Annotated in this window: 13 protein-coding genes; 10 read left to right on the top strand and 3 right to left on the bottom strand. The window is 66.2% G+C overall.

Annotated elements, in window-relative coordinates:
* Nucleotides 1-35: 35 nt before the first annotated feature.
* Nucleotides 36-1,001: a LysR family transcriptional regulator gene (locus OK015_RS02730; protein WP_268129067.1), complete on the bottom strand. Its 966-nt coding sequence runs from the start codon at nucleotides 999-1,001 to the stop codon at nucleotides 36-38.
* Between the two features lie 173 nt (nucleotides 1,002-1,174).
* Between OK015_RS02730 and OK015_RS02725 the strand changes: the two genes are divergently transcribed.
* The 10 genes from OK015_RS02725 (at nucleotide 1,175) to OK015_RS02680 (ending at nucleotide 11,555) form a co-directional block, all read left to right on the top strand.
* On the top strand, nucleotides 1,175-2,059 hold the full coding sequence (locus OK015_RS02725; RefSeq protein ID WP_268129066.1) for an SDR family NAD(P)-dependent oxidoreductase: 885 nt from the start codon (nucleotides 1,175-1,177) through the stop codon (nucleotides 2,057-2,059).
* 34 nt (nucleotides 2,060-2,093) lie between these two features.
* A complete protein-coding gene (locus tag OK015_RS02720; RefSeq protein WP_268129065.1) occupies nucleotides 2,094-3,221 on the top strand; it encodes a sulfotransferase family protein in 1,128 nt (375 codons plus the stop codon).
* A 25-nt stretch (nucleotides 3,222-3,246) separates the two neighbouring features.
* Nucleotides 3,247-4,311: a hypothetical protein gene (locus OK015_RS02715; RefSeq protein ID WP_268129064.1), complete on the top strand. Its 1,065-nt coding sequence runs from the start codon at nucleotides 3,247-3,249 to the stop codon at nucleotides 4,309-4,311.
* A gap of 9 nt (nucleotides 4,312-4,320) precedes the next feature.
* Entirely contained in the window at nucleotides 4,321-5,142 is an 822-nt protein-coding gene (locus tag OK015_RS02710; protein WP_268129063.1) for a mycofactocin-coupled SDR family oxidoreductase, read from the top strand.
* 10 nt (nucleotides 5,143-5,152) lie between these two features.
* Entirely contained in the window at nucleotides 5,153-5,923 is a 771-nt protein-coding gene (locus tag OK015_RS02705; protein WP_268129061.1) for an SDR family NAD(P)-dependent oxidoreductase, read from the top strand.
* 135 nt (nucleotides 5,924-6,058) lie between these two features.
* Nucleotides 6,059-6,262, top strand: coding sequence for a hypothetical protein (locus OK015_RS02700; protein WP_268129060.1), 204 nt, complete (start codon nucleotides 6,059-6,061; stop codon nucleotides 6,260-6,262).
* Nucleotides 6,263-6,335: 73 nt separating this feature from the next.
* On the top strand, nucleotides 6,336-8,600 hold the full coding sequence (locus OK015_RS02695) for a heavy metal translocating P-type ATPase (protein WP_268129058.1): 2,265 nt from the start codon (nucleotides 6,336-6,338) through the stop codon (nucleotides 8,598-8,600).
* Between the two features lie 44 nt (nucleotides 8,601-8,644).
* Nucleotides 8,645-10,027: an alpha/beta hydrolase gene (locus tag OK015_RS02690; protein WP_268129057.1), complete on the top strand. Its 1,383-nt coding sequence runs from the start codon at nucleotides 8,645-8,647 to the stop codon at nucleotides 10,025-10,027.
* Between the two features lie 237 nt (nucleotides 10,028-10,264).
* Nucleotides 10,265-11,080 (top strand): polysaccharide deacetylase family protein, encoded by an 816-nt coding sequence (locus OK015_RS02685; protein ID WP_268132388.1) that lies wholly within the window; start codon nucleotides 10,265-10,267, stop codon nucleotides 11,078-11,080.
* Between the two features lie 22 nt (nucleotides 11,081-11,102).
* Nucleotides 11,103-11,555: a hypothetical protein gene (locus OK015_RS02680; RefSeq protein ID WP_268129055.1), complete on the top strand. Its 453-nt coding sequence runs from the start codon at nucleotides 11,103-11,105 to the stop codon at nucleotides 11,553-11,555.
* 3 nt (nucleotides 11,556-11,558) lie between these two features.
* On the opposite strand, the gene OK015_RS02675 is transcribed toward OK015_RS02680, so the two are convergent.
* Complete coding sequence (locus OK015_RS02675; protein ID WP_268129054.1) at nucleotides 11,559-12,161, bottom strand: hypothetical protein; 603 nt, start codon at nucleotides 12,159-12,161, stop codon at nucleotides 11,559-11,561.
* Nucleotides 12,162-12,310: 149 nt separating this feature from the next.
* Entirely contained in the window at nucleotides 12,311-12,925 is a 615-nt protein-coding gene (locus OK015_RS02670; protein WP_268129053.1) for a TetR/AcrR family transcriptional regulator, read from the bottom strand.
* Nucleotides 12,926-12,948: the final 23 nt, after the last annotated feature.

Here is a 12,948-nt window from a genome sequence, read left to right as displayed (position 1 = left end):
TGTCTCCTTCCATCTACCCGGCAGCGTAGACCCGCTCAATCTTGCGGCTCCGGAATATTGGGATCCCACACGGGCGAGGGCACGAAGCGCGCCGGCCAAAACCCGGATTTGGTCAGCCGCGCGACCTCTTCGCGCAGCACGATTCCGATCTTCGTCGCGAACTCGCGCGGCAGTTCCAGCGCCGCGGTCGCACCCACCCCGAGCTGATGGTTGATCTCGGGCTCGCAGATCGGCGCGCTGCGCAACCGCCCGGCTTCGACGTCGGCGCCACACGCCGCCGGCGGCAGCACCGTGTACCCCAGTCCCGCCTCGACCAGATGCTTGGCGACTTCCAGCGAATCCGTCGAAAAGCGGGCCGTGATAGCGACTTTCATGCGCAGCGCGGTGTTTTCCAAGGTGTTGCGAATTCCCGTCTGCCCGCTGGGCATGACGAGCGGCAATGCGGCCAGGACCGTGAAGGGGACCGGGCTCGCGGGCGAGAGATCCGATGCGGGACCGCCGACGAGCACGAGGTCTTCGACGACGAGGTTGCGGTAGAAGAGCCGGTCGTCGGATACCGGATTGATCACCGCAAGGTCGATCGCACCTTTGAGCATGCGCTGCACGAGGTCGTCGGTTTCGGCGACGGCGACGTGGAAGTGCACGTTCGGGAATGCCGCGCCGAGGCTGGCCAACAGCGGCGCGGCCAGAACACCGGCGGCGGTAGGCACCATGCCGAACAGCAGCCCGCGCTCGATGCGCGCCAGCGGTGATCCCGCGTACCGGACCGCGAGCTCCAGCTGACGTAGCGGCGCGGCCGTCGACGAACGCAAGCGCTCGCCCTCTTCGGTCAGATGCACGCCGCGGCGAGTCCGCTGAAACAGCGTGATGCCCAGGTCTTCCTCCAGCAGTCGGATCTGGCGGCTCAGCGCGGGCTGAGCGATGCCCAGCACGGTGGCCGCACGCGAGATCGAGCCTTCCTCCGCGATCCGCAGAAAGTACTTGAGCCGGTGGGTATCCATCGCATCAGATCTACCAGCTATACAAAACCGGCATGACTGGTTTCCCGAATTGGTATTACCTGACGCCCCCTATCCGGTCATATCGTCGGCCATGGGGGCATCGCGCCGCCATGCGATGCCGTGCGGGTCTGGCTGCCCAATCGCGTCAAGCATCTGGACGGAGGTCGGCTTTTATGCAAAACGAGACACTGCAAGACGAACAGAACTGGGTGCAATTGCTGGGATTGGACCGGCTGCCGGAGCACATCATCGGCAAGCGGGTGACCGAGCTGATGGACCTGTCCGGCAAGAAGGCCTTCGTGACCGGTGCCGGAGGCGACGGCCTGGGCCAGGCGATCGCGAACCGGCTGGCCGGCTGCGGCGCCGACGTGGCGCTGATCGGCCGGACCTTCGAGAAGGTGGAGCGCCGCGCCAAGGAGGTCGAGCAGCGCTGGGGTGTGCGGGCCGTCCCCGTCAAGGCCGACATGTCCGATTGGGACGAGGTGCACGGCGCGGTCGCGCAAGCGCACGACGAACTCGGCGGCCTGGACATCATGGTGAACAATCCGGTGATGGTCGCCGCCGGCCCTTTTGAGAACCAGACCAAAGAGGAAATCGACTACACCGTGCTGGGCAGCCTCACGATGATGATGTACGGCGCCCACGCCGCCTTGCAGTACCTGCTACCGCAGGGCTCGGGAAAGATCATCAACATCGGATCGGTGGGCGGACGCATTCAACAACGCGGCCTGGTCGTCTACAACTCGTGCAAGGCCGGTGTCATCGGGTTCACGCGCAACCTCGCCCACGAGGTCGCGCTGCGGGGGGTCAATGTCCTGGGCGTGGCTCCGGGCATCATGATCAAACCCGAGATGCGCCAGTACCTGCTCGATCCGCAGGACGACAAGCAGCGCGCCGGTCGCGGCGCCATCCACGAGGCGATTACCAACCAGGTCCAGCTGGGGCGCGCCTCGCTGCCCGAGGAAGCCGCCAACATGGTCGCCTTCCTGGCGTCCGAGGCCGCCGACTACATGTGCGGTCAGACGATCGATGTCGCCGGCGGCCAGTGGATGGGTTGACCATGGCAGCAACGACTTTCGGAGAGACCCGGCCGTGCTGACGATCACCGAGGTCACCGATGAAGCCAGGGCGCAGACCCGGCTGGCCGACTTTGGCGGGGATTCCTACGCCGAAGGGCTCGAGATCCTGCTCCACGCGCTGCGGGACGAGGCGCGCCTCAACGACCGCGGCAGCGCGTTCCTGCACCAACGCATCGTCGGCTACCTGTCGCAACGCCTGCAGGTCGAGGATTGGTATCGCCGGCACCCTGAGATCGACGACGTTGCGATTACCGCGCCGTTGATCGGCTTGGGACTGCCGCGCACCGGGTCCACCGCACTCTCGATGCTGCTGGCTCAGGATCCCGACGTGCGTTATCTGCGGCGATGGGAGTCGTCGCAACCGTGTCCCCCGCCTGCCACGGTGCAGGGCGTGGATCCACGCATCCCGGCCGACAAGGGTGAGATGGTCGGCACCCGCCATCACGTCCCCGGCGACACGCATGGGCCGATGGAGTGCCACGAACTGATGGCGTTGGATTTCAAGTCGCACATCTTTCAGTCTTTCGCGGAAATCCCCTCGTATTCAACGTGGTTGGTCAATCAGGCCGACCTCATCTCGGCCCTGCGGTATCAGCGCCGGGTGATGAAGCTGCTGGCCTGGGGTGAGCCGCCGCGTCCGTGGCGGCTGAAATGCCCGTCGCACGTGTTGTGGCTCGACGCCCTGGATGCGGTGTTTCCCGACGCGCGGTTCGTGATGACGCACCGCGATCCGACCGATGTCATCCTGTCCGTCGCCGATCTGTATGCCGACATCATCGGGACATTCAGCTCCGAGATCGACCGTCCTTACATCGGACGGCTTAATGTCGAGCATTGGTCGCTCGGCATGGAGCGGGCGCTGCGGTTCCGTGCCGGCGGCGCCGAGGATCGGTTCTACGACATCGACTTTCGCGCCATGCAGGACGATCCGATCGGAGAGGTCACCGCTCTGTACGCGTGGTTGGGCGCCCCGGTGGGCGCGCAGTTCGAAGCACAGATGCAAAGCTGGTGGACGCACGCTGCCGCAGATCGCGAGCCGAGTTCGCACGCCGACCCGCAGGAATTCGGCATTGACCTCGACGAGGTGCGGCCTCGCTTCGCCTGCTACGTGGACAGCGCGCGCCGCTGGACTGCGCACTGAAAAGCACACGGACAAAGGATATTCGATGGCTGTTGATCTGACCGGGGGTATCGATCCGGCGCGCGAATACATGCTCGCGCAGCGACCGCAGGACCCGGCGATGCGTGACTCGGTGAGCTTCTGGGTTGTCGACAACCAGGGCGATATTGGTTTGCCGCGCATCGGAATCGAAGCGGTGGGGGCAAACTGGGAGTCGCACGACGTACAGGTCAACGTCGCCTTCCCCGACGGCCGGGTCTATCGGCTGCGTACCAACGAGCCATCACTGCCCGCCGCGGGACCCGACGGGCGGCCCAGCGTGTTGGGCGCCGGCGGGCTGGCGTTCCGCTGTATCGAGCCGTTCCGGAAATGGACGATGTCTTATGACGGCCCGGCGGTGCGCACGTCGTCGTCCGATTTGGTGGAAGGCAAGAAGGCCGGCCCGGGCGTCGACGTCAAATTCCACGTCGAGGCGACGATGACCGTACCGCCGTGGGTGCAAGGGGCGCTGCAACCCGACGCCGACACACAGCTCAAGACAACTGCCGTGGGCGACATCATGGGCGGCCCGCGCTACGAGCAGTTATTCACCGCCACAGGCGAATTCCGGGCTGACGGCAAACAACACAAGTTCACCGGCAGCGGGCTGCGCATCCGTCGTACCGGGGTTCGCAAGCTCGCCGGATTCTGGGGACACTCCTGGCAGTCCGCGGTGTTCGCCAGTGGTCGGGCTTTCGGCTACATCGCATACCCGCCGCGGCCCGACGGCGAACCCACCTTCAACGAGGGGTTCGTCTTCACCGGCGATGGCGGCCTGATCGCGGCCCGGGTGGTGCAAGCCCCGTGGTTGACCCGGCTGCAACCACTCGGCGAGGATGTTTCGCTGGTGCTCGAGACCGTCGACGGCATCGTCGAGATCGCCGGGCAGACAGTCTTGTCCACGCACGACATCCACCACGACGACGACATGTATTCGATGAACGCCCTCAAGCAGGAGATGCCTAGCTTCCCCGCCCTGCAGCAGGCCGGCGTGCGCTATACGTGGGACGGCGAACAGGCCTACGGAATGCTGGAACGGTCCAACCCGCTCGACAAGATCACTCGTGACTAGGAAGGGCCCATGAGCCAATTACTCCCAGGCAAGGTGGCATTGGTGACCGGCGCCGCTCGCGGACAAGGCCGGGCGCACGCCGTGCGGCTGGCCGCCGAAGGCGCCGACGTGATCGCGGTGGACATCGCCGGCCCGTTGCCGTCCAGCGTTCCCTACGATTCGCCGACGCCCGACGACCTGGCGGAGACGGCACGACTGGTGAGCGCGAGTGGACGAAAGGTCGTCACCGCGGCGGTCGACACTCGCGACCTCGACAAGCTCAGGGCGGCGGTCGACGAGGCCGTCGGCGAGCTGGGCCGGCTCGACGTCATCGTCGCCAACGCCGGAATCTGCAGCCCGGCCGCGTGGGATCAGATCAGCGCGCAGGCGTTCCGGGACACCATAGACACCAACGTGATTGGTACCTGGAACACCGTGATGGCCGGTGCGCACCACATCATCGACGGCGGTCGCGGCGGCTCCATCATTCTGATCGGATCGGCCGCCGGCATCAAGATGCAGGCGTTCATGATCCATTACACGGCCAGCAAACACGCGATCGTCGGGATGGCCCGCGCGTTCGCCGCCGAACTCGGCCGGTACAACATCCGGGTCAACAGCCTGAACCCGGGTGCGGTCTCCACTCCGATGGGCACCGGCCGGATGCGTGAGGCACTGCAGTCGGCCGCCGACGACTATCCGCACCTGCGCGGCCTGCACAAACCGCTGCTGCCCGAAGGCATCGCGCAGCCCGAAGACATCTCCGACGCCGTCGCGTGGCTGGCCTCCGACCAATCCAGATTGGTTACGGCAACCCAGGTTTCGGTCGACATCGGCGTCGGATACGTGTGAGCTGCGGCTGATGCGCGGACTGAAGGACAAGGCGTTCCTGGTGGCCGGGGGCGCCACGGGGATCGGCGCGGCCACCGCCAAACGCCTTGCCGAAGAGGGGGCCCGGGTCGCGATCGGCGATATCAACATCGCCGGCGCCACTGCCGCCGCCCAACAAATCAACGAGTCCGGCGGCCGTGCCATTGCGATCGAATTCGACCTTGCCGATGAGCGGTCCGTGCAGGATCTCGTCGACCGGACCATCGGCGAGTTCGGTGGTATTCACGGTCTGCACAACGTCGGTGCCGATCTCTCGGAGGGCAACCTCGGCCGCGATACCACGATCCTCGATACCGGCTTGGACGTCTGGCAGCGCACACTCGACGTCAACCTGCTGGGCTACGTCCGAACCATCCAAGCGGTTCTCCCTCATTTGCTGGAGGCGGGCGGTGGCAGCATCGTGAACACGTCCTCGGGGGCCGCGCTGGGCAGCGACCCGCAACATGTCGCCTACGGCGCCTCCAAGGCCGCCGTCAACCACCTGACCCGGCACGTCGCCGTCAACTGGGGCAAACACAACATCAGGAGCAACGGTGTGATGCCCGGTCTGGTGATGGGCGAGACCCAGGAGCGGCAGAACGACCTTCAACTGCAGCAGGCCTTTCTGATGTTCGGCAAGACCACGCGACTGGGCAAACCCGACGACCTCGCCGCGGTCACCACTTTCCTGCTCTCCGAGGACGCGGAGTGGATCACCGGTCAGGTGTGGTACATCGGCGGCGGATCGCATCTCCGGCAATGATGTTCGACAAGCCATCGTCGACATGATCACCAGCTAAACTCACCGCGATCGTCTGCAGCCCTTAGGCGCAATGTGGTTTAAAGCGCAACGCACGATCGCCGCGCTACCCGTCGTGACCGTACTGTCCAGGGCACGGTGGCATCCCAAGCCGTCTATTGGGACGTCACGGCCGACCAGCGGAACTACTACGGCATCGATCCGAGCGCCGTTCCCGAGGCACCGCCGGAGGGCCGGGTGATGCTGTTGTTGTCACGGCCGTCAACCCGGGCGCCCCGCCACCGACCCCACGCCGCCGAGCAGGCAGAATCGTCGGGACATCTGGCGATGACACGGCCTTGACGAAGATACCCCCTAGGGGTGTATAACGGAGCCGTGGTACGAGTACCCCTGGGGGGTATTAGGAAGGAGCGTCATGACCACGAGTGCGGTCAGCAACCTGGAGCTGGACATCACCGGGATGACGTGTGCCTCCTGCGCGGCGCGGCTGGAAAAGGCGCTGAACAAGCTCGACGGCGTGACGGCGACGGTGAATTTCGCCTTGGAAAGGGCGTCGGTCACCGTCCCGGCGGGGTACGACCCGCAGTCGCTGGTCGCCGAGGTCGAAAAGGCCGGCTACACCGCCGTTTTGCCGCAACGCCGGGAGGAACCCGCGGCGACCGCCGATGACGTCGAGCTGGCCTCGCTGCGCAGTCGGCTGATCACCTCGATCGTGCTCGCCACCCCGGTGATCGCCATGGCGATGATCCCCGCGCTCCAGTTCCGCAACTGGCAGTGGGCATCGCTGGCCCTGGCCGCACCGGTAGTCGTGTGGGCGGGCCAGCCATTTCATGCCGCCGCCTGGGCCAACCTCAAGCACCGCGCCGCCACGATGGACACGCTGGTGTCGATCGGAACCCTCTCGGCGTTCTTGTGGTCGCTGTATGCGCTGTTCTTCGGGACGGCGGGCCAGCACCATCTACACCACGGCTTCTCGCTGACCTTAGCCACTGCGCCCGGTGACGGCGCGGGCAACATCTACCTCGAAGTGGCCGCCGGTGTGACTCTGTTCGTCCTGGCCGGCCGCTACTTCGAGAAGCGCTCCAAGCGCCGCGCCGGCACCGCCTTGCGCGCCCTGATGGAACTCGGCGCCAAGGACGTCGCGGTGCTGGGCCGCGACCTGCTGGGCGGCGAGACCCGCATCCCGATCGAGGCCCTCAAGGTCGGCGAGGAGTTCGTCGTGCGTCCCGGCGAGAAGATCGCGACCGACGGGATCGTCATCGCGGGCTCGTCAGCCGTGGACGCCTCGATGCTCACCGGTGAGTCCGTCCCGATCGAGGTCGGCGAGGGCGACATCGTCACCGGCGCCACCGTCAACGCCGGCGGGCGTCTCGTCGTGCGCGCCACCCGGGTCGGCGGCGACACCCAGCTGGCACAGATGGGCAAGCTCGTGGAAGCGGCTCAATCCGGCAAGGCGAAGGTCCAGCGGCTCGCGGACCGCGTCTCGGGAGTCTTCGTTCCAATCGTCATCGCCATCGCCGTGGCCACCCTCGGGGGTTGGCTGGCCGCCGGATTCCCGATCGCCGCGGCCTTCACGGCGGCGGTCGCGGTGCTCATCATCGCCTGCCCGTGCGCACTGGGGCTGGCGACTCCGACCGCGCTGTTGGTCGGCACGGGTCGCGCGGCCCAACTCGGTGTGCTGATCAAGGGACCCGAGGTGCTGGAGTCCACCCGCAAGATCGACACGATCGTGCTCGACAAGACCGGCACCCTGACCACCGGCAAGATGACGCTCGTCGAGGTCGTCACCGCGCCGGACACCGACCGGGCGACGCTGCTGCGCTACGCCGGCGCGCTGGAGGACGCCTCCGAGCACCCGATCGCCCAGGCGATCGCCAAGTCCGCCACCGCGGAACTCGGTTCCCTGCCGTCGCCCGAGAGCTTCGGAGAAGTGGAAGGCAAAGGCGTGCAAGGCACCGTCGACGGCCATGCCGTGGTCGTCGGGCGCGAAAGCCTGCTGGCCGATTGGTCCCAGCACCTTGACCCAACGCTTTCGGCAGCCAAGGTTCGCGCCGAGAGCGAAGGCAAGACCGCCGTCGCCGTGGGCTGGGACGGCAGCGCCCGCGGCGTGCTGGTGATCGCCGACACCGTCAAGCCCACCAGCGCCGAGGCCGTCCGGGAATTCAAGCGGCTTGGGTTGACGCCGGTGCTGCTGACCGGAGACAACGAGGTCGTGGCGGACCGCATCGCCGGAGAGCTCAGGATTGCGCACGTCATCGCCGAGGTCATGCCCGCCGACAAGGTCGCCGTGGTCGAGCGTTTGCAGTCCGACGGCAAGATCGTCGCGATGGTTGGCGACGGGGTCAACGACGCCGCCGCTCTGGCCACCGCCGATCTAGGCATCGCGATGGGCACGGGCACGGACGTGGCGATCGAGGCCGCCGACCTGACGCTCGTCCGCGGCGACCTGCGCGCCGCCGTGGACGCGATCCGACTCTCCCGCAAGGCGCTGGCCACGATCAAGATGAATCTGTTCTGGGCGTTCGGCTACAACGTCGCCGCGATCCCGCTGGCCGCGCTCGGCCTGCTGAACCCGATGCTCGCGGGCGCCGCGATGGCCTTCTCCAGCGTCTTTGTGGTCGGCAATAGCCTGCGGCTGCGGTCCTTCGCGAGCTCGATCCATTCCGGCGATATGGGATAGTTGGTCTGGCCTACCGGGTTCCATAGCTTTTAAGGTCTCGACGTTTGCCCCAATTCCTTGGACAACTGTCCTTGCTGCACGGCTGGTTGCCGCTCGCGGCGCAAGCACTCGCACTGCTCTTGGCGCTGATCGTGATCGACTGGCGCCGGCGGGGCTGGTTGAAGCGTGCGCTGCCGGTGGCGCTGATCGCCGCGGCCGCGCTGACCGCGCTGGCCTATTGGTACATCGTCTCGATCGGGGTGGCCGGTGACCCGGCACCGACGACGCTGTGGCTGTGGATTGGGATGAGCGGGTTGACCGCCGCCGTGCTGGTGCTGGGGTGGCAAGGCGCCCGCTGGTGGCGTCGCGGGCTCGCGGTCCTTTCGGTCCCGCTGTGCGTGTTGTGCGCGTCCATGGCCCTCAACCTGTGGGTCGGCTATTTCCCCACCGTGCTCGCCGCCTGGAATCAGCTGACGTCCAAGCCGTTGCCCGATCAGATCGACCGGCTGCAGGTCACCGCGATGCAGGTCGCCGGGACAAAGCCGGACAAGGGCGTCGTGGTGCCGGTCAATATCGACTCCGGCGCATCCCACTTTCCGCACCGCCAGGAACTCGTCTACCTGCCCCCGGCGTGGTTCAACACCAACCCGCCGCCCCGGCTGCCGACGGTCATGATGATCGGCTCGGCGTTCAATCTCCCTTCCGACTGGCTAGGGCCCGGCGGCGCCTTCACCGCCATCGACGGCTTCGCGGCGCGCCATCACGGGTTCGCCCCGGTCTTCGTGTTCGTCGATCCGACCGGCTCGTTCGACAACGACACCGAGTGCGTCAACGGGACCCGCGGTAACGCCGCCGACCACCTGACCAAAGACATAGTGCCGTTCATGGTCTCGAACTTCGGGGTCAGCGCCGAGCGCGCGAATTGGGGCGTCGCGGGCTGGTCGATGGGCGGTACCTGCGCCGTCACCCTCAGCGTCATGCATCCGGAGCTGTTCAGCGCGTTCGTGGACATCGCCGGCGATTTCCGGCCCAACATCGGGACTAAGGACCAGACGATCGCGGAGTTGTTCGGCGGCAACACCACCGCCTGGGCCGACTTCGACCCGCTGACGGTGATGACCCGACATGGCCGCTATACCGGGCTGACGGGATGGTTCGACATCCCCGCGCCGCCCGGTGCCCACAACGTCGCGCAAGCGGCCAACCCCACCCTCGGCAGTACCACGGCGGCCAACCCGGAGGGCCAGGACGCCGCGGCCAACGCGCTGTGCACGATCGCCGGCGCCAACGGGATCAGCTGCGCGGTGGTGACCCAGCCGGGCAAACACGACTGGCCGTTCGCCGCCCAGGCATTCGACGCGGCATTGCCATGGCTCGCGTCCACGCTCGGCACCCCCGACGTCGAGCCGGTGCAATTGCCGCAACGTGGTAGCGGCGAACCACACTGATCCGATAGCGGGTCGTGACGCCATCGTGACCTCCGCAGCTCCACGCCATTTTCGCCAGAGAATTCACAGCCGACCCTCCCGTAACGTCACCGACATATTCGGGCTGGCAGTGGTACGGTTCGCTGCTGTGGCTGCGAAGTTTGGCAAGGTCGGCAACCCGGACGCGGGGCCGCCTTACGCCCCCCGCACCGCAAACTCGTTGCCCGGTCGTTCGAGCGGTGGTGCGTCATGGAAGAGATGAAGCGCCGTCGATTCCTCGGGTCGCTCGCCGCCGCCACGGTTGCCGCGGTGGGGACGGCGCGCCTGATCGTCGACCCGCAACCGCGAACGTTTGCCCAAGTGCCTCTCGACTCGGCCGCGACCTCCGGCCCCGTTGCCCCGTCGCCGGTCGGTCTGTTGCCGCCCCCGCCCCTGAGTGCCCGGATCCCGCTACCGGGCGGCGGTGCCCTGATGAAGATTCCCGGAGACGGCGACCTGCTCGCGCTGACCCTCGACGACGGGGTCAACAGCGACGTGGTGCGTGCCTACACGCAGCTCGCCAAGGACACCGGTGCGCGGATGACGTTTTTCGTCAACGGCATCTATGACTCCTGGGCCGAGAATCTGGATCTGTTGCGGCCACTGGTCGAGTCCGGGCAGATTCAGCTCGGCAACCACACCTGGTCGCACCCGGATCTGACGACGGTGTCGCAAAGCAAGGTCGAAGAGGAACTCAAGCGCAATGACGACTTTCTGAAGAAGACCTTCGGCGTCGGCGCGAAACCGTACTACCGGCCGCCCTATGGAAAACGCAACGGCGCCGTCGACGTGGTGGCCAACGAACTCGGCTACACCGTCCCGACTCTATGGTCGGGATCGTTGTCGGACTCGACGCTGATTACCGAGGAATACATCCTCAAAATGATCGACGAGTACTTCACCCCGCAAAACATTGTGATCGGTCATCTGAATCACCTGCCCGTCACGCACGTCTATCCGCAACTCATCGACACCATCCGCGAGCGGAATCTCCGAACCGTCACGCTCAATGACGTGTTCCTCAGAACTCCTTAACGACAACGCGATTGGCCGCAACATGCCCGATCCGGATCGGCTTGGCGGGCTCGGCTGGACACGTCGCACCGGCGGCCGTCTGTCGCGCGCGGAGCGGCGCCGTCTCCTGCTCGTGACCGCGGTGGGGCAATGGACGAACGCCGTCGGACGCATCAAGCTCGCACTCGGCCGGATTCCGGAGGAGGCCACGCGCGTCGACCTGCACGCAACACCCGGAATCACGGTTGACGCCGACGGCGCGATGGGGTGCTATCTGCAATGGGGAGCGATGGTCGACGGCGTTAGGCTGCGCATCTGGGACATCGCTCCCGGTAACGTAGCCGAGACGTTACGACGTTACCCGCGAGGCGATTTCAAACGCGATCTGGTGAGCATCATCCGTGCGGAGGCGGGGGCGGTACCGGCAGGACGCATGGGCCTGCTCGTTCGTTGTGGATTGCCGCTGGCCGTGCGGCTGGCGCCGTTCGACTCCTGATATTCAGGCAAACTCACTATTTGCCGCTTGCTCGGCGTCGGATTTGATCGTGTTAAGCGTCGCACACATGATGTGGGCGACAAACGGACGGACCAGCCACCAATACCGCCGGAACCGCCTGCGCGAATCCAGATCGGTTGTCACAGTCCGGCATTGGTAGCTGAGCAGCGTGTGGCTCGCGCCGTAGGGCACGACCGAAAAGTTGGCGGCGATCTTTCCCCAGCCAGGTTCGGCAAAGGCGGCGAATTCCGCCGGCGCCACGTCACGCCACTCGATCACCGGCTGCCAAAACTTCCCCACCGCACCGAAGGCGATTTCCCGGTCCGGTTGCTCACCGAGCAGTAGCCAGCCCGGCAAGCCGACGCCCTCGGCGACAACCAGTCGGGGCGGCGGCGGGGCGACCTTCCCGCGTAGTCGCGACGGCAAGACGCGCAGCCACATGGACGCCGCCAGCAGCGGCGTGCGCACCGAAAGGAAATCCAGGGACTTGGCCGCCTGTAACGTAGTCGCCGGGTCGGCCGCTACCACTGCATGCTCGACGATCATGGCGTCGAATGTCGGAGCGGCCGATTCGATGCGCATACGTTCTGCACCAATTGTTGACATGGTGCGATTCTCGATCGGAATGCCGCACAGCCCTAGGGTCACAAGTCCTCTAGCCCGAAGGCCGCATGTAAGTATCCGACGAAGCCGCGGATCCGAGAAACCAGTAAGCGACCGCGGCGGCGAAAATCCGGACATACCAATACTTTTGATCAGCCCGTCGGGTCGTGCAACATCCCGTCGATCAGCCGATGCAGTACTTGGCGGGTCTCGCGGCGGGCACGCTTCGGATCTTCGGAGGTGGCGATCAACATCGCCGCCTCGTCGAGCGCCCCGATCAGCACATGCGCCAACGGTCGCACCGGTTGCCGCGCCAGCTGACCGGCCTTGATCGCCTCGGTGAGCATTTGCTCCGTCATGCCCAGGCTGTACCGCTGGGCGACGTCGCGGAAGGCCGCCCAGCCCAGCACGCTCGGCGCGTCCAGCAGAATCAGCTGCCGCACCTCTGGGTCACCGGAGACCTCGAGCCAGGCGTCGACGGCGGCGCGGAGGATGTCTGCCGGTGTTGTCCCTCCCGACGTGGCCACAATCGTGGCCATCCGGGCCATCACATCTTGCTCCACCACCTCTACGACCTCGCTGAATAGCGTTGCTTTGTCGGCGAACTGGTGATACATCGCCCCGCGGGTAACGCCTGCGGTCGCGGCGATCTCGGGCGTTCCCACCTCGGCGTAGCCCCGCTCGCCCCACAGCCGGCGCGCAGCCGAGATCAGCGCGTCGCGGGTAGCCGCGGAGCGCTCCTCCTGGGTCCGCCTCTTGCTTTCCATACAACCTGTTGGTAACTTACGAA

The sequence above is a fragment of the Mycobacterium sp. Aquia_216 genome, from assembly GCF_026723865.1.
GTDB lineage: Bacteria > Actinomycetota > Actinomycetes > Mycobacteriales > Mycobacteriaceae > Mycobacterium.
Note: the sequence above shows the minus strand (reverse complement) of the source record. Positions and strands in the feature narration are given on the sequence as shown.

Bases quoted from the DNA above. Each gene is read 5' to 3' on its own strand.
- OK015_RS02730 (WP_268129067.1), bottom strand. From the start codon at position 1,001: ATGGATACCCACCGGCTCAAGTACTTTCTGCGGATCGCGGAGGAAGGC.
- OK015_RS02725 (WP_268129066.1), top strand. From the start codon at position 1,175: ATGCAAAACGAGACACTGCAAGACGAACAGAACTGGGTGCAATTGCTG.
- OK015_RS02715 (WP_268129064.1), top strand. From the start codon at position 3,247: ATGGCTGTTGATCTGACCGGGGGTATCGATCCGGCGCGCGAATACATG.
- OK015_RS02710 (WP_268129063.1), top strand. From the start codon at position 4,321: ATGAGCCAATTACTCCCAGGCAAGGTGGCATTGGTGACCGGCGCCGCT.
- OK015_RS02705 (WP_268129061.1), top strand. From the start codon at position 5,153: ATGCGCGGACTGAAGGACAAGGCGTTCCTGGTGGCCGGGGGCGCCACG.
- OK015_RS02695 (WP_268129058.1), top strand. From the start codon at position 6,336: ATGACCACGAGTGCGGTCAGCAACCTGGAGCTGGACATCACCGGGATG.
- OK015_RS02685 (WP_268132388.1), top strand. From the start codon at position 10,265: ATGAAGCGCCGTCGATTCCTCGGGTCGCTCGCCGCCGCCACGGTTGCC.
- OK015_RS02680 (WP_268129055.1), top strand. From the start codon at position 11,103: ATGCCCGATCCGGATCGGCTTGGCGGGCTCGGCTGGACACGTCGCACC.
- OK015_RS02675 (WP_268129054.1), bottom strand. From the start codon at position 12,161: ATGTCAACAATTGGTGCAGAACGTATGCGCATCGAATCGGCCGCTCCG.
- OK015_RS02670 (WP_268129053.1), bottom strand. From the start codon at position 12,925: ATGGAAAGCAAGAGGCGGACCCAGGAGGAGCGCTCCGCGGCTACCCGC.